This window comes from Streptomyces sp. NPDC007205 (genome assembly GCF_040634095.1).
Lineage (GTDB): Bacteria > Actinomycetota > Actinomycetes > Streptomycetales > Streptomycetaceae > Streptomyces.
In genome coordinates, this window is record NZ_JBEYEW010000013.1 from 69,874 (window position 1) to 86,523 (window position 16,650).

The window sequence follows — 16,650 nt, forward strand, 5'->3', positions numbered from 1 at the left end:
GCCTCACTTCATGGTCAGGAACCGCTGCACCAGCGAGGCCAGCACCACCGCCAGCAGCGGCAGCGAGAACCAGAACGTGCCCTGCAGCACCCGCGCCTGGCGCACACCGGGCCGGACCGCGACCCGTACGACCTCCCGCGCGGCCAGCAGCAGGACGAGGACGACGGCGGACAGCGCGCCGACCACCGACCACGGGGTCCAGGTCACCTGCGGCCCGACCGGGCCCGGGTGCGGCTTCGGCACCGGGCCCGCCGGCTGCCTGCGCAGGGCGAACACGGTGACGTCGTCGTTGACCAGGACCTTCGTCAGCTCCTGCCGGTCGTCCAGGTTCTTGATCAGCCGGGGTTCCCAGGCTGCGGAGTAGCCCGCGTCCAGCTGGAGATAGGTCACCTGACTGCGGTTGATCATCAGATACGAGTGCGGGCCGGCGTCCTTGAGCGCCTTGACCAGGCCCGACACCAGCACCGGGTCGGTCGGTGCGAGCGTCGGCACATAGTTCACCCGCTCCATGTCCCGCGCGCCCCACGGCATCGCCGGAGTCACGTCGTTGACCGTGTCCTGGGTGAGCCACAGCAGCCGTACCGTCGGCTTGTCGTGGGCGTACACCCAGTTCATGGCCGCTACCTCGCCGGGCCGGACCCGCTCGAACGGCTCGTTGCCCCAGCGGGCCACCAGGAAGCCGCCCATCAGCAGCAGCCCGGCCAGCAGCGCGGCCGGCGGGGCGAGGCTGACCCGGTCCTTCTCGCGCTCCTCGGCCGTCGCGCCGGTGCGCGGGAAAAGGGCCAGGGCGCCCAGCAGGGCGGCGCCGGGCACCGCGAACATGAACACGCGCAGCGCCATCTCGCCGCCGTACGACTGCATGCCGAAGCCCAGGAACGGCACGAAGGTCAGCACCAGCAGGGAGCGTTCGCGGTAGCGGTGCAAGCGGCGGCGCCACCAGCCCCAGCAGGCGAACGCCATCACTGAGCCCGCCAGCAGCACCCGGGTGTACAGCACCAGCTTGTGCGTCGAACTGCCGCCCCGGATCCGGCCGGAGACGGAGGTCGAGACATTGCTGCCGACTCCGCCGACGCCGCCGAACAGGTCGTTGAAGTGCCCCGACCAGTACGGCTCGGCCATGAAGCCGACCCACACCGCGACCAGCACGGCGAAGAGCAGCGGCAGACCGCGCAGTTCGGACCGGCCGAGCAGGACGAGGGCCGCGAGCACACCGAGCATGACGAACGGGGTGAGCTGGTGTGCGGGGACACTCACCGCGTACAGACCGATCAGCACCAGGAGCAGGACCGCCCGAGTGCGCCGGTCCACCGGCTCCACCTCCGCCTCGCCCGGACGGAACCTCGTCCAGATCACGCGCGGCGGGCGGAACCAGACCAGCAGGATGGCCACGAACATCAGGTACAGCAGATAGGTGAAGCCCTGCGGTGAGAAGTAGTCCTGGCCGACCCAGCCGCACAGCACGAACAGCCAGACACCGGTCCACTTCGCCCGCCAGCTCGCCCGCAGCGACCGGGTGAGCAGGAACAGCGGTGCCAGACAGGCGAGTTGGATGGCGGTCGGCCACCAGCGGATGACCTCGGTGAAGTCGGTGACCCCGCAGGTCCGGCCGACGAACGCGGCCACCGCGAAGAAGCCCGGCCAGCTCCAGCGGGCGTCCAGGTCCGGTACGGCGGACCCGGTGCGGTCGATGTAGTCGAGGAACCCGAGGTGCTGCCAGGCCGTCGGGAACCGCGGCTCGGTCTCGATCACGGCGGGCAGCGCGTGCAGCGAGATGACCGTCGCCACCAGCGTGAGCAGCAGCAGCGCCCGGTGCTCGCGGCGCAGCCAGAGCAGCGCGGCGAAGACGGTGACCAGCAGAGCCGCTCCGACGAGGGTCGGCGGCGGCAGCACCGAGATCAGCCCGAGGCCGCCCATCCGGTTCAGATCGGCCTCGCCGAGCCGCAGCGCGGGCACCCAGTACAGCAGCAGCGCGGCGATCAGCAGACAGCCGAGGACGACACCGGAGCGGGTGGGCAGCAGCCGCTGCCGCAGCGGGACGGGTACCGGGGGCTCTTCGGGCACGGGCTCCTCGGCGACGGTCTCGTCCGGTACGGCGGCGTCGGGGGCGGACTGGGCGGGCTTGTCGAAGGACGCCTCCCGTTCCTCCTCCGTGAACGGCGCGTCCACCTCCGCCACCTCCGCCTCCCGCAGCAGTTCGGCCTCGGCCGGGCCCAGCGACGCCTCGCTGCCGGGCCCTCTCTCCTCCACTGGAAGCCCCACCGGAACCCCCACCGGAAGCCCGACGGTAAGCCGCACCGGAAACCCGACGGGAGGCCCCACCGCAGCCCCGGCCGGAGGCCCCACCGGAGGCACCGGCGTACCGGCGGGCGGTGTGCCGGGCCCCGGGCGGACGTCCGGCCGGCGTTCCACATGGTCGAAGTCGACATGGATGCCCAGGGCCAGGGTGTCGGAGTCCAGCGCCCAGCCCGGGCTGTGCCGGCGCGCCGGCGAGGACGCCGGGATCTCGGGGGTGCCCAGGTCGGCGAGGTCCCCGTCGGGGGCCACCGTGTCGGGTACGGCGGCGGGCGCGGTCCGGATCGTCTTCCGGAGCTTCGGTGCGGCGATCGCCGCGATCACCGCGAGGCTGGCGGCTTCGGCGACGCCCGCGCCGGTCAGCCCCATCCGGGGCAGGAGCAGCAGGGTCAGGCCCAGCGCCAGCACGCACAACAGGCCCTGCAGCCAGGCGAGTCCGGCGGTGCGGCTGCGCGCCCGCAGCACCGCGAAGTACGTCTCGATCACGACCCGCAGCACCGAGCCGACCGCGAGCCAGCGCAGCAGCGGGGTCGCCGCGCCCGCGTAGCCCTCGCCGAACACGCCGAGGATCCAGGGCGCGCCGATGATCCACAGGGCCGCGATCGGCAGCATGATCCGGGCCATCCGCTTCAGTGCGGCCCGGGTGTGGGCGGCCAGGCGCCCCGGGTCGTGTGAGCCCTCGACCGTGAGGGACGCGCCCATGTTGATGGCGAGCAGGTCCGTCGTACCGCCGATGGTGGCGGCGATGTAGAAGTAGGCGTTCTCCGCGGAGCTGACCTGCGCGGCGACGATCACCGGGACGAGGTAGATCACGGCGAGCGAGAACAGCGAGCCGGTGTAGTCACCGGCCAGGAACCGTCCGACCTGCTTCAGCGCCGGCGGCTTGGTGTGGTCCTCGGTCGCCTTGATGTGCCGGGGCACCAGCCGCCGGAACACCAGCCAGCCCAGCGGCACCGCCGAGGTGGCGATCGCGGCCACCCAGGAGACGAAGACACCGGTGGTCGGGAGGGCGACGGCGAACGCGACGAGCAGGGCCAGCTTCACCGCCGAGAACACGGTGTTGCCCACCGGCACCCAGGTCGCGGTGCGCAGCCCGGTCAGCACGCCGTCCTGCAGGGTGAGCACGTTCCAGGCGACGACGGCCAGGACGAAGCCGAGCCCGTTGACCGTCCCGTGCAGGAACCGGTACGACGGCCCCCAGGTGTCCAGGGTCAGTAGGAAGACGCCCCCCGCGAGCGCCACCAGCAGCGAACTGCCCGCGTACGTACGGAAGATGACCTTGCCGGTGTGCCTCCCGGCGACCGGGATGAAGCGGGCCAGGGCGCCGGTCAGGGTCACCGCGGTCAGTCCGGCGAGGAACTTCATCGCGGCGATGGCGGCCGAGCCCTGCCCGACCGCGTCCTCGGAGTAGTAGCGGGCCGCGGCCAGCCAGAAGCCGAGGCCGAGCACGGCGGAGATGCCGGTGTTGAGCATCAGCGCGTAGGCGTTGCGGAACAGCGGGCTGCCGCCGGCGGACCGGCCCGTCCCGGGCAGCCGGAGGCGGCGCCCGGACTTCCCGGGCGCCTCGGCGGCGGTCGTCGCGGCCTCGGTCGTGGTGGTCGTGTCAGACACGGGAACGGATGGCCTTCCGGCGGACCTGGCGGGCTCTGCGGACGAGGGCGTACCCCTTGGTGAGGGCGCGGTCCCTGGCGAAGGTGCGGGTGACGGCACGGCCGTGGAGCAGCCGCTCGAACTCCTCCACGCCGGTGCCGCGCCGGACGGTGACCCGCTGGAGCGCGTACGGCCCCTGACGGCGGCGGGCGAGGGCGTTGCCGACGGCGAGCGCCTGGGCGTATCCGCCCGCGCGCACGGCCCCGCGGACCCTGCGGTCGGAGTATCCGTAGGGGTAGGCGAAGGACACCGGCCGTGCGCCGAGTTCGTCCGTGACGATCTCCGTGCAGCGGTTCAGCTCCGTGCGCAGCGCTTCGTCGTCGAGCTGGTCGAGCTGCGGGTGGGTGTGGCTGTGCCCGCCGATCTCGACGCCGGCGTCCGAGAGTTCACGCACCTGCGGCCAGTCGAGCATGGTGTCCAGGCCGCCCCCGGTGTCGTAGGCGCCCCTGACCCAGCCGGTGGACACGAACAGCGTGGCCGGGAAGCCGTGCTTGGCGAGAACGGGCAGCGCGTGCCGGTGCACGCCCTCGTAACCGTCGTCGAAGGTGATCAGCACCGGCCGTGCGGGCAGCGGGCGGCCGGAACGCCAGCGGGCCGCGAGGGCGGCGGTGGTGACCGGGGTCAGGCCCAGGTCGCCGATGAGCGCCATCTGCTCGGCGAACGCCGCGGGCGCGACGGACAGGGCGCGGGTGGCGTCGTTGGGCGCGGTGGCGACGGAGTGGTACATGAGGATCGGTACGGGCGTGTCACTCATCGCTACCTCCCGAGGCCGACGCCTCCGGGACCGACGCCACCGAGGCCGACGCCACCGAGGCCGACGGCTCCGGGACCGACGCCACCGAGGCCGGCGCCACCGGGACCGGCGTCGCCGAGAACCTCGTACCGCCCCGCCGTGCCCGCAAGGTGCCCACCGCGTAGCCGCCGGCGGCGCTCAGTACGCCCGCGATGATCGCGCCCGCGCGCCCCGCGCCGCCGGGGCGGGCCAGCAGGGCGTCGCGCAGGCCGCGGGCGACCCCGGCGGGCAGTACCCGGGTGGTGTACCGGCGTTCGGACTCCAGGCCCTTGTCCGCGCCGACGCTCTTCGCCACCAGGGCCTTGGACAGGCCCTCGGCGTAGGTGCGGGTGCGGAAGTAGGCGAAGTGCTCGCGGGGTGCGGGCACCCTGTGGTGGATCACCGCCCGGTCGTCGATGAGCAGCACGGCGTCGGGGCGGGCCCGGCTGAGGCGGATGCACAGCTCCGTCTCCTCGCAGCCCAGCGGGCGGCGGTCGCCGTCGCGGCCGATGCCGGTGGCGAAGCCGCCCGCCGCCTCGAAGGCCGTCCGCCGGAAGGAAGCGTTTCCTCCGAGGACGTTACGGACCTGGACCCGGCCCGGTGGCAGCCCTTTGTAGGTGCAGCCGACCACCCAGTCGAACTCCTGCGGGAACCACGCCGGCCGCCGGCCCGACGCCCAGACCGGCACCGTACGGCCGCCGACCGCCATCACGCGCGGGTCGGCGTACCCCTCGGCGAAGCGGCGCAGCCAGTCGCGTTCGGCCACGGCGTCGTCGTCCAGGAAGGCGATGACCTCGCCGTGGGAGGCGGCGATGCCGGTGTTGCGGCCGGCGGACAGGCCGCGCGGGCCCGCGTTGGGCAGCACCCGGACGGCCCCGGTCTCCTTGTACTCGCGCTCCAGCCGGTCCTTCAGGGCCGGGTTGTGGTCCACGACCAGGAGCGTCTCCAGCGCCGGATACGACTGCGCGCGCACCGAGGAGACCGCCGCGAGGATGTCCTCCCAGCGGTCCTCGGTGTACACGCAGATCACGACGGAGATGCCGGGATCTCTCAAGACACCTCTCCCCCGACCGTGTCGAGCAGCGGCGAGTGGCGTTCGTGGCGGCGCAGCTCGCGCCGGTTGGAGCGCTCCTTGAGGATCACCTTCAGCACCCGGATGCCGTCGCGCACGGCCCGCAGGTTGCTGGTGCCGTGGATGCGGAGGTACTCGTGGCTCGGTATCTCCTGGACCTTCAGACCGGCCTTGACCACTCTGATGTTCATCAGCGTCTCGACCTCGAAGCCGGTGCAGTCGAGGTCGATCTTGTCCAGGCAGTGCCGCCAGAACGCGTTGTAGCCGTAGCACAGATCGGTGTAGCGGGCGCCGAACTTGCGGTTGACGACGGTGCACAGCGCCCAGTTGCCGAGCTTGCGGATGAAGGTCATGTCGTCGGTGCCGCCGCCGTTGGCGAAGCGCGAGCCCTTGGCGAAGTCGGCGCCGGAGACCAGGGCGGAGACATACGACACGATCTCGCCGCCGTCGGCCGAGCCGTCCGCGTCGACCATCACGATGATGTCGCCGCTGCACGCCTCGAACCCGGTGATCAGGGCATCCCCCTTGCCCCTGCCGTGCTGTCCGACGACCTTGACGTCCGGCCACAGGGAACGGGCCACGTCGACCGTGTCGTCCGTGGAATTGCCGTCCACGAGAACGACTTCGTGTATCCAGTCCGGGAGCGTCTTGAAGACGTAGGGGAGATTCTCCGCCTCGTTCATGGCGGGGATCACGACGCTCACCGGCGGGGTTATCGCCAGGTGGGAGGAGATGGGCCGGTAGTGGGCCTCAATGAATGGATCTTGGCCCGAACTCGGCGGGCGCAGCACGGAACTCATGGGTCTTTTCCCTCTCGTCCGGTGGACCGCCCGCCCCTGGGCGGTCCGGCTCTGTGTCCGGTTCGAAAGGGGGGTTCTCATCTTCGGCACGGTGCATTGATCTCCGTGCAGGTCGATGAGCTGGCAAAGCTGGCCGGTCTGTCCGGGAAATACGGCAGCCGGTCGCGCGGCACGACTCGGTCACAGTTGCGGTCACCGAGCACGGCACCCCCCTACCGCGCCCCGCGCCGGTGACGCCGCGGCCCTGAGCCCTCCCCTGGAGCCGTGTGCCGACGTGCCGGTGCGGGTGAGATGTACGACGGTATTGACGATTGAACCCGAAAGGCAACCCCTGAGGGGTCCCTCACGTTTTTGTTGGTTTGACCATTACACAACTTTGGCCAGTGTTCGTCGGCCTTGTGTACGTTTTCCGGAAATTCGTTCCCGCAACAGGAGCGCGAGCAGGAGCAGCACGCTCAGTGCTGCCACGGCGAGCACCCCGCCGCGGACCGACCAGCGGTGAACGGCGAGCATGCCTTGGGCAACCAGCATGGTGACGACGACCGAGCCCGCAAGCGCGCAGAGCGCCCGGCCGAACGGATCCAGCCCGCGCAACGCCACGGCGAGCGCCAGGGCCGGTGCCGCGAGCAGGAAGAACAGAGCGCACGGGCCGCGCAGTACGGAGGAGGCGTCGACGAGCGCAAGCAGCGCGCCGACACCGCCGATGGCGGTCGCCGCCCCCGCGAGCAGCGGTGACAGGGCCCTCCCCGGCCCGGTCCGCGTCGCACCGGAGTCCTCGGCGCCGCCGTCTGATGAAGGTGACTTGATACCTAAGGTCTGCATTGGCGACTTTGCCCCCCGACGCGCCGGATGCCGGGCTTCACTGTGGCGCGGACAGAGGGGGGTCGTCAAGCAGGCGATTGTCGAACCGTCAACGGCCATGGTGGGGACGCGCAATAGATGAGCCGTGAATGTTTCTCGTTGATCCTGTTGAGGCCCGAATAGTCTTGGCATGGACACTTCCCGTCAACACGCGTAGTTGCTACGACAGTTGTGGCAGAGATCCTGCTAAAGGGAGGTTCCATGAGACGTTCCCGACTTACCGGATTCGTTGCCTCGCTCCTCCTCGCCGCCGGCCTCGGTCTCACCGGGGCCGCCTCGGCGCAGGCGTCCTCGACGGCCGCGGCCGGCGGCTATGTGGCCCTCGGTGACTCCTACTCCTCAGGAGTCGGCTCCGGCAGCTACATCAGCTCCAGCGGCAGCTGCGACCGCAGCACCAAGGCGTACCCCTACCTGTGGAACGCCGCCCACAACCCGTCCTCGTTCGCCTTCAACGCCTGCTCGGGCGCCACGACGGACGACGTCCTCGCGAACCAGCTCGGCTCGCTGAACTCCTCCACCTCACTGGTGTCCCTCACCATCGGCGGCAACGACGCCGGGTTCTCCGACGTCATGACGACCTGTGTGGTCCAGTCCGACAGCGCCTGCCTGGACCGGATCAACACCGCGAAGGCGTACGTCGACTCCACGCTCCCCGGCAAGCTGGACACCGTCTACAACGCGATCAGCGCCAAGGCCCCGAACGCCCGGGTGGTCGTGCTCGGTTACCCCCGCTTCTACCTGCTCGGCCAGACCTGCCTCGGGCTCTCCGACACCAAGCGGTCCGCGATCAACGGCGCGGCCGACTACATCGACGCCGCCGTCCAGAAGCGGGCCCAGTCCCACGGCTTCACCTTCGGCGACGTCCGCAGCGCCTTCTCCACCCACGAGATCTGCTCCGGCGACTCCTGGCTGCACAGCGTCAACTGGCTCGACATCGGCGAGTCGTACCATCCCACCGCGGCCGGCCAGTCCGGCGGCTATCTGCCGGCGTTCACGAACAACGCGTGACCCGAACGGGCTCACCCCTCAGGGTGAACTCCCCGGTGAGCCCGACGCCGAAGCGGAGGCCCCGCCCGACGGGGTCTCCGTCGCCGTGGCCGTCGTACAGCTCACCGAGAACGGGACCGCGTTCGACGTGGTCTGCACGGGACCGCGCACCTTCACACCGACCTGGTCCGCGGTCGTGCCGGCGCCGGAGTGCACCGTCAGGGTCACCCGCACCTGCCGGCTCTTCCCGCCGCCGTCCGGGAACGACAGCGTCCGCCACCCGGGATCCGACACCGACCCGCGCGTCGTCACCCACCGGTACTCCACCTGCGCGGGCACCCGCCCCACCGTGAACGTCGCCGTGAAGGCGGGCGTCTGCGCGGCCGGCGGCGGACAGCTCCCGGAATACGTCGTGTGCGTGCCGGCCACGGTGACGCGCACGGACTGCGCCGGCCGGCTGTCCGACGACGTGCTGCCGCTCGGGGCCGACGGCGTCCCGGTGTCCGAGTCGGTGCTGCGGTGTGCGGCCGGCGCGTGCGCGCTCCCGCTCGCCCGGCCGCCACCCTCCCTTTCCTGACCGCCGCCTTTGTCGCGGTTCAGCAGCGCGTACGTCAGTCCCGCCAGCGCGAGCACAACCGCGAGGACCCCGGCCACCAGCACCGCACCGGTCCGCCGGGAGCGTTCCGGCTCCTCGGACGTCGTGCTGCCGGGCAGGCGGGTCGGCGAAGCGGGGGAGGGCCGCGGGGACGGCTCCTGGTACCGGCCCGCGGTCGTCGGTGCGCTGTACGGCGGCACCGGCACCGGGGCCTTCCGGGGCGTTCCTCCCCCAGCGGGGGCGCCCCCAGCCGCGACGATCCGCAGCTCGTCCTCCGCCCGCTCCGCGGCCGGCCGCTCGGCGGGATCCTTGCGCAGCAGCCCCTCGATGACGCCGGTGAGCGGACCGGCCCGGCGCGGCGGCGGCAACTCGTCCTCCACCACGGCCCGCAGGGTGCTCAGCGGGCTGTCGTACCGGAACGGCGAGACGCCCTCCACGGCCGCGTACAGCAGCACCCCCAGGGACCACAGATCCGACTCCGGTCCCGGCGTCCGCCCCAACGCCCGCTCCGGCGCGAGGAATTCGGGCGAGCCGATCACCTCGCCGGTCATGGTCAGCGCGGAGCTGCCCTCGACCGAGGCGATCCCGAAGTCGGTCAGCACCACCCGGCCGTCGTTCGCGAGCAGCACGTTGGCCGGCTTCACGTCCCGGTGCAGCACCCCGGCGGCGTGCGCAGCACGCAGCGCGGCGAGCACCTCGGCGCCGATGTGCGCGGCCTGCTGCGGCGACAGCGGGCCCTCCGCCTCCAACTGGTCGGCGAGCGACAGGCCGCGCACCAGCTCCATCACGATCCACGGCCGGCCGGCCTCCAGCGCCACGTCGTACACCGTGACCACATTGCGGTGCGCGACCCGCGCCGCCGCCCACGCCTCGCGCTCCAGGCGCGCGTACATCCGCTCCACGTCGGAGGCCGGCAGCCCGGCCGGGGCCCGCACCTCCTTGACGGCCACCTCGCGGTGCAGCACCTCGTCCCGGGCGCGCCACACCGTGCCCATGCCGCCCTCGCCGAGCGGGGACAGCAGACGGTAGCGGCCCGCGATCACACGGTCGCGGGCCGGGTCTTCGGACACGGGCGCCCCCCAGGCAAGTCGCGTGATGTCTCCCCAAAGTAGCTCAGCCGAGCGCGGATACGGCGCCCCTCAGCACCAGTCCCGCACCCAGGGCCAGGACGACCAGCGCGGACGCGAGCGGCACGGACCGGCGCACGAGGGTGGCCACCGGGTGGACGGTCCAGCGCGGACGCCGCTCCAGTACCCGGGTCATCCCCGAGCCCAGCCGGACCACGGCGAACCCGGCGGCCGTGAGCGTCAGCGCGAGCCCGGCACCGTAGGCCACCACGAGCAGCAGCCCGAACCAGGCCTTCCCGAGCGCGGCGGCGCCGACGAGGACGACCACGGCGGACGGACTGGGCACCAGCCCACCGGCGAAGCCGAGCAGGATCGTGCCGCGGAGGGTGGGGGCGGTGGGGTGGGTGTGGGTGTGGCCGCCATGGGTGTGCTCGACGTGGTGACCGTGGTCATGGGAGTGAGCGTGATCATGAGGGTGGTCGTGGTCGTGGGAGTGGGAATGGGTGTGCCCCTGTGCCCGGTTGCGCCACGCCCGCCGTACGAGGTTGGCGCCGGCCGCCAGCACCAGGGCGCCGCTCGCCAGGCCCAGCCAGGCGATCACCGAGGGCGTGGCGGCCGAGCCGGCCGTGACGAGCAGGCCCAGGGCGACCACGCCGAGGGTGTGGGTCACCGTGACCGAGGCGGCCAGCGGCAGCACGTCCCGCGGGCGGGCCCGGCCACCGCGCGCCGCCGCCGTCGCGGCCATCAGGGTCTTGCCGTGGCCCGGCGCCAGAGCGTGTATCGCGCCGAGGACGACCGCGACGAGCAGCGCGAGCGCGGCGAAGCCGACGGTGAGGTCGTGCCGGGCCACGAGGTCGTCCAGCGCGCGGGTCCAGCGGTCGGCGCCCCGCGGCAGGACGGCGGCGCCCGGCGCCTCCTGCCGCTCCGCGGCGAGCGCCGGGCCGCCGGGGCGCAGCCGCACGGAGGCGGCGGTGGTGTCGGCCGGGGAGGACAGCAGGTCCTTCGGGTAGGTGGTCAGTTCGTGCGAGAGCGATGTCTTCGGGACGTCCGTCGCGGTGAGCGTCATGCGGTCGCCGCGCGCGGTGATCTCCCGCCAGCCGGGGCCGGACCAGTTCGTCGCGCTGTGGAAGCCGAGGGAGACCGAGCCGTCCCGGGGCAGGGGAGCGGTCCAACGGCACTCGACGCGCAGGGTGTGGAGACCGGCCTGCCCGGGGCGCAGTCCGGCCCTGCTGTCCCGCACCGTGAGGGGGACGCCGTGCCCGCCCACCGTCACCTCGCTGCCCCGAGCGGCCTGCGCGCAGCGCTGCCGGGCCCACCGCGTCATGCCCAGCCGCTCGATGTCCGGCTCGGCCTGGGTCGCCGGGATCTCGGCGAGGTCCTCCACATGGTCGACGCGGAGCTGCCCGGGGGCGGCGACCAGGCCGTCGTAGCGGTTGACGGTGAAGTTCCCGAGCGGGTGCGCGCTCGCCGGGCCGGCCGGCAGCAGCGCGAGCGCGCTCAGGGCGAGGAGCAGGAAGGGGAGGCGGAGCTTCACTTCGCGGCCTCCAGTGCCTCGCGGGCCTCGGCCGCGCCGAGCGGGGAGAAGCCGGGGTTCAGGCCCAGGGCGGAGGTGAGGGAGGCGCGGCCAGCCGTGCGGTGGCCCGTGGCCAGCTCGATCATGCCGCGGTGGTACAGGAAGGCGGCGTTGTGGTACCCGGTGGCGGTGGCCTGGCGCGCGTACGGCAGGGCCTCGGCGTCGCGGCCGTTCACATGCAGCGCCCAGGCCAGGGCGTCCGCGGTGTGCACGGTGTGCCGGCGGGCCCATTCGGCGCGGGCCGCGCGCAGGGCGGCCGTCTTGTCGCCGTGGTCGGCGGCGGCCAGGGCGGTGTCGAGGTCGGCGTTGACGCCGTTGGCGCGGGCCAGCGCGATCCAGGTGTCCACCAGGGCGTACTGCCGCCGCGCCCTGGCCCGGTCGCCGGCGGCGCCCCGTGCCTCGTACAGCTCGCCCAGTTCGACGAGCGGACCGGGCAGGGGATAGCGGGACACCACCGTCTCCATCCCCTTGATCGCCGCCGCCCGGTCACCGCCGGCCGCCTGTGCCCGCGCCCGGCCCTCCAGCGCGGGGAGATAGGTGTCGTCGGCGGCGAGGGCGCGGGCGTAGTAGGTGAGGGCGGTCCTGTAGTCGCCCTGGTTCCAGGCGAGCTGGCCGAGCTGGGCGGCCACGTAGGCGACGTCACCCTTGGAAATGGCGCCGGCCAGGGCCTGTTCGAGCACCCGGCGTGCCGTCGTCACATCGCCGCGCAGCTCGTGCACGTACGCGTACCGGGTGAAGACGGGCACGCCCGGCTTGCGGGCGTCGGCGATCCCGGCCGCCTTCGACGCCTCGGCGTACCGGCCGAGTTCGACCAGGGCGTCGATACGGGAGGACAGTGCGCGTTCGCTGTACGGGTTCTGCCGCAGTGCCTCGTCCGCGTAGGTCAGGGCGTCCTTGAAGTCGTGCCGGGCCGCGGCGAGGGCCGCGCGGCCGGCCAGCGCCTGGTCGCTGTCCGGGGCGAGTGCGAGGGACCGCTTCAGCGCCTGCTCCGCCTGCGGGTAGCGGGAGGGGTCGCCCTTGGTCCGTGCCTGCTCGACGTAGGCCAGGCCCAGGGTGGCCCAACCGCCGGAGTCCTTGGGCTGGGTGCGCAGATGGCCCTGCAGCGCGGCGATGCTCGCGTCCAGGTCGCCGCCGCCCAGGACACCGGGGTCCACGGCGGTGGAGGCGGCCGGCACCGATGCGGGCGCCCGGTCCGCCCCGACGGCGATCGCCCCACCGGTCAGCGCGACCGCCAACAGGGCGGCACAGCCGACGAGTTGCCCGACCCGCCGGCGCCGCCCGGCGGCGGCGAACCGCCGAAGGCTGACCACACGCTCCCCGGCCCCAGGTGTCAGGGGCTCGGTGTCTCGCGCCGGGGCGCCTTCGCGGAGGGAGGCCGAGGGTTCCCCCGAGCCGGGCGTCACCTCCTCGTCCTCGCCGGCCGAGGACTCCTCGGCCCCGGGCGCCAGGGGCCTGGCGTCCTTCGCAGGAGGCGCTGCGCGGAGCAAGACCCCGGGCTCCCCGGGGTCGGGCGTCGTGCGGTCGCGACCGGCGACCGAGGACTCCTCGAAGCCGGGCCTGCCTTCTTCGGTGGCCGTCCCGGACGTGGTCGCGGCTGCGGCGGGCCGTGGCGCCGTCTCGTCCTCCTCCGTGTTCACCTGCCGCTCGCCGGCCTCGTCGTCGTTCGTACGCGGAGACATGCCCTCTCCTCGGTCGCCTGGTGCTGGTCGGAAGGGGAAGGCGCGGCCCGCCTTGGGGGGAGGGGGGACACGGGCCGCGCCGGTCTGGGTGGGTGGGGCTCAGTACGGCCGCCGGATGCGCCGGCGCCACCATCCGACGGCGGTGCCGATCAGCAGGATCCCGGCCGCACCCGAGGCGGCCGACGCGGCGATCAGCACCGTGTTCCCGGAACCTGAGCCGCCGGAGGACCCGGCGGGCTGGAGGGCGTCGCCCAGCTGGCTGCGCACGTCCGTGCCCGCGGTCGTGCCCTTGGCGAGCGGGCCGCGCGAACCGGAGGTGGGTTCGGCGACGTACGGGAAGGACTTCTCGAAGCCCTTGTCGTTCTTGTCCACCGCGTCACCCAGGTCGTTCTTGGAGCCGACCAGTTCGCCCTCGACGACCTGCAACGCCTCGTCGATCACGTCGTCGGTGAGCCGGCGCCCGTTCGGGAAGCCCGCGTTGTCGCCGTCCAGGACGCCCAGCCGCTTGGGATGCATGCTCGGCTTGACGGAGGTGTTCAGGCGCAGCTCCTCCGCAGGACGCACCTTGGGCGGCTGGTTGAGACCCTTCACACCCTTCAGGAACACGTCGACCAGGTCGTTGCGCGGCTCGGCCGGCGCCTTGATCTTGTAGATCGACTCGATCAGCTTCGGCAGCTCCGGGTTGGTGACGTTCTTCAGGAACTGCGCGTCGTACGCGGGCTGGGAGGCGTTGAACCTGTCCTTGTCCTTCTGCGGGTTGACCACCTCGTTGACCAGCGGGTTGCCGAGGCGCGAGACCTGGGTGTAGGAGCCCTGCGCGTTACGGCGCTGGGTGGTGGACCAGATCCCGACGACCGGCTGGCCGGCCGACTGGCGGATCAGGTCGTTCGGCACCTGCAGGGCGATGGTGTTGACGTTGTAGCCCTTCAGGGTGTCCCGGCCGACCTCACTGAGGTTGCCGCCGTACAGCAGGTCGAAGACGCGCAGATCGGCGAAGAACGGGTCGTCCGCCTGCCCGGCGAAGGTCGTGGTGCCGCCCGCCGCCTTGTAGACGGCCTGGTCGCGCAGCTTGCCGTAGTACGGCATGGACGCCTTGCCGACGTCCGACGGCGCCACCGGTACATCGTCCGCGACCTTCGTCTTCGACACCGCGTGCCCGTGTTTGAGCTTGAGCAGCTCGATGTCGTACGTCTGCGTGACGTTGAGGTCGGGATCCGCCAGGTTGGTGACGGGCCCCGTGTTGTACAGGAACGTGTTCCCGTTCTTCGTGTGGGTCGTGAAGGTGTAGCGGAACACCAGGTCGTCCTGCGCGTCACCGTTGTTGTCGATGTGCAGGTCGTACTGGGCGTCGTCGGCGAACGTGTAGAAGTTCGGCCCGCCCGCCGGCTCCTCGAACGGGATCCAGTCGGCCACGATCGTCGTGGTGTCGGGCTTGTCCGGGCTGACGAACGCGTACAGGTCGGTGTTGTCGTACTGCGGGGTGCCCGAGATCAGCGGGGCCTCCCGGTGGGAGGAGGCGGAGGCCGTCCCGGGTGCCAGCGCGGCGGCGCCGGCGGCGGTGAGCCCTCCGGCGGCCAGCGCACCGCAGATGAGCGTGACCAGGCCGTTGCGTCCCGTGCCGCTCCTGGAGAAGAGAGGTGTCATACCGTCCGTCCTCAGTGCCGACTTGCCTTTGACGGACGGGTATACGGAGCCGGACCACGGATCGGATGGGTCGGCCGGAGAAAAACTTTTGCGCCCTTCCCGACCCGCGTTTTCGGCCCGCTGATCCGTATCACCCGCCGGAGGTGTGCGTTCGTGCGGATGCGTGGAGTGCGCGGAAGGGCCGGCTGCGGCCAGGGAGAGGGGACCCGCATGCGGGCGGACGAGTTGCTGGTGCTCGTCGCGGGCGGCGACCAGCGGGCGTTCGAGGACCTGTACGCACTGGTGTCCGGGCCGGTGTACGGACTCGTACGACGGGTGGTGCGCGACCCCGCCCAGTCCGAGGAGGTCGCCCAGGAGGTGCTGCTCGAGATGTGGCGCTCGGCCGCCCGGTACGACCCCCGCCGGGGCAGCGCGCTGTCCTGGATCCTCACCCTCGCCCACCGCCGTGCCGTCGACCGGGTGCGCAGCGCCCGCGCGGCCGGCGAACGCGAGCAGCGGGAGGCCCTGCGCGCCGGGGAGCCCGCCTTCGACCAGGTCGCCGAGGAGGTCGAGGCCGGCATGGAGCGCGAGTGGGTGCGCCGCTGCCTGCGCCGGCTCACGGACCTGCAACGCCAGTCCGTGACCCTCGCCTACTACGACGGCTACACCTACCGCGAGGTGGCCGAGCGGCTCTCGCTGCCGCTCGGCACGGTCAAGACACGGATGCGCGACGGGCTCACCCGGCTCCGCCAGTGCCTGGGAGGCGCCGCATGAGCATCCTCGGCAGGCTGCTGCGCCGCGAGGACCTGCACTCCCTCGCGGCGCCCTACGCGCTCGACGCCCTCGATACGGGCGAGCGGCGCAGGTTCGCCAAACACCTGCAGGGCTGCGACCGCTGTGCCGCCGAGGTGCGGGACCTCGCCGAGGACGCCGTACGGCTGGCCTGGTCCGCGGCGGCCCCCGCGCCCGCCGGACTGCGCGAGCGGGTGCTGGCCGCCGTGCGCACCACCCCGCAGGAGCCGGCCCGGGCACCGGTCCGGGAGCGCACGCCCCAGCTGCCGCCGCACGTCTGGGGCACCCAGCCCCCGCCGGGACGCACCCGTACACCCCGCACGCGCCCCCTGTTCGGGCCGCTCGCCACGGCCACCGCGGCGGCGGCCCTCGTCGTCGCCTCCCTCTTCGCCGTCCAGGCGCAGCGCAGCCAGGACCGGCTGGACGCGGAACGGTCCCGGGGACGTGAGATCGCCCACGTTCTGGCCGCACCCGACGCCCGGGCCACCACCAGCAAGGACGCTCAGGGCCGCGGTATCGGAGTGATCGCTTCCGCATCGGAGCGGGAAGCCGTCGTCACCCTCAGCGGATACGGCGCCCCGCCCGGCGGCCGGGTCCATCAGCTCTGGCTCGTGCGCCCCGGCGCGGGACCGCGCTCCCTCGGGCTCTTCGCGGGCGACGCGCCCTTGGTCGCCAAGGGTCTCGACACCTCCTCGACGTCACTCGCTGTAACCGTCGAACCTGACGGTGGATCAGTGCGGCCCACCAGTCGGCCTCTTGTCCAACTCACCCTGAAATCGGTCGGATTCGGAGAGTAGTCAGTGGAGGATGGTCAACCGCCTTGCGGGGAAGGTGAATCCTGTGGCCGAGATACACGCGTGCCCCCCTGGGGCGATAGGGTTACCCTG

12 protein-coding genes are annotated in these 16,650 nt (G+C 72.5%); 3 read left to right on the forward strand and 9 right to left on the reverse strand.

The annotated features are described in order from the left end of the window. Positions 1-3: 3 nt before the first annotated feature. The 5 genes from ABZ624_RS22240 to ABZ624_RS22260 form a co-directional block, all read right to left on the reverse strand. Positions 4-3,903: a polysaccharide biosynthesis C-terminal domain-containing protein gene (locus tag ABZ624_RS22240; RefSeq protein WP_360091456.1), complete on the reverse strand. Its 3,900-nt coding sequence runs from the start codon at positions 3,901-3,903 to the stop codon at positions 4-6. After that, positions 3,896-4,696, reverse strand: coding sequence for a polysaccharide deacetylase family protein (locus ABZ624_RS22245; RefSeq protein WP_360091459.1), 801 nt, complete (start codon positions 4,694-4,696; stop codon positions 3,896-3,898). Before ABZ624_RS22245 ends, ABZ624_RS22240 begins: the two co-directional genes overlap by 8 nt. Then, positions 4,689-5,768 carry a glycosyltransferase family 2 protein gene (locus ABZ624_RS22250; RefSeq protein ID WP_360091462.1) on the reverse strand — a complete coding sequence of 360 codons (1,080 nt, stop codon included), beginning with the start codon at positions 5,766-5,768 and terminating at the stop codon, positions 4,689-4,691. The genes ABZ624_RS22245 and ABZ624_RS22250 overlap by 8 nt, the downstream gene beginning before the upstream one ends. Next, positions 5,765-6,586 carry a glycosyltransferase family 2 protein gene (locus ABZ624_RS22255; RefSeq protein ID WP_360091465.1) on the reverse strand — a complete coding sequence of 274 codons (822 nt, stop codon included), beginning with the start codon at positions 6,584-6,586 and terminating at the stop codon, positions 5,765-5,767. The genes ABZ624_RS22250 and ABZ624_RS22255 overlap by 4 nt, the downstream gene beginning before the upstream one ends. Positions 6,587-6,952: 366 nt before the next feature. Continuing rightward, entirely contained in the window at positions 6,953-7,477 is a 525-nt protein-coding gene (locus ABZ624_RS22260) for a hypothetical protein (RefSeq protein ID WP_360091468.1), read from the reverse strand. Between the two features lie 171 nt (positions 7,478-7,648). Between ABZ624_RS22260 and ABZ624_RS22265 the strand changes: the two genes are divergently transcribed. Next, complete coding sequence (locus ABZ624_RS22265; protein WP_360091471.1) at positions 7,649-8,455, forward strand: SGNH/GDSL hydrolase family protein; 807 nt, start codon at positions 7,649-7,651, stop codon at positions 8,453-8,455. A gap of 18 nt (positions 8,456-8,473) precedes the next feature. Here the strand turns inward: ABZ624_RS22265 and ABZ624_RS22270 are convergent, their stop codons facing one another. The 4 genes from ABZ624_RS22270 to ABZ624_RS22285 form a co-directional block, all read right to left on the reverse strand. After that, complete coding sequence (locus tag ABZ624_RS22270) at positions 8,474-10,099, reverse strand: serine/threonine-protein kinase (RefSeq protein ID WP_360091474.1); 1,626 nt, start codon at positions 10,097-10,099, stop codon at positions 8,474-8,476. Between the two features lie 43 nt (positions 10,100-10,142). Then, positions 10,143-11,630 carry a nickel transporter gene (locus tag ABZ624_RS22275; protein WP_360091477.1) on the reverse strand — a complete coding sequence of 496 codons (1,488 nt, stop codon included), beginning with the start codon at positions 11,628-11,630 and terminating at the stop codon, positions 10,143-10,145. After that, entirely contained in the window at positions 11,627-13,348 is a 1,722-nt protein-coding gene (locus tag ABZ624_RS22280; RefSeq protein WP_360091480.1) for a tetratricopeptide repeat protein, read from the reverse strand. The genes ABZ624_RS22275 and ABZ624_RS22280 overlap by 4 nt, the downstream gene beginning before the upstream one ends. 99 nt (positions 13,349-13,447) lie before the next feature. Further along, positions 13,448-14,992 carry a DUF4331 domain-containing protein gene (locus ABZ624_RS22285; protein ID WP_360091483.1) on the reverse strand — a complete coding sequence of 515 codons (1,545 nt, stop codon included), beginning with the start codon at positions 14,990-14,992 and terminating at the stop codon, positions 13,448-13,450. Positions 14,993-15,202: 210 nt separating this feature from the next. Here ABZ624_RS22285 and ABZ624_RS22290 point away from each other — a divergent pair, with 210 nt between their 5' ends. Beyond that, positions 15,203-15,745, forward strand: a complete 543-nt coding sequence (locus ABZ624_RS22290; RefSeq protein WP_360091486.1) for a sigma-70 family RNA polymerase sigma factor — start codon at positions 15,203-15,205, stop codon at positions 15,743-15,745. Then, positions 15,742-16,560 (forward strand): anti-sigma factor, encoded by an 819-nt coding sequence (locus ABZ624_RS22295; protein ID WP_360091489.1) that lies wholly within the window; start codon positions 15,742-15,744, stop codon positions 16,558-16,560. The genes ABZ624_RS22290 and ABZ624_RS22295 overlap by 4 nt, the downstream gene beginning before the upstream one ends. Positions 16,561-16,650 lie beyond the last annotated feature (90 nt).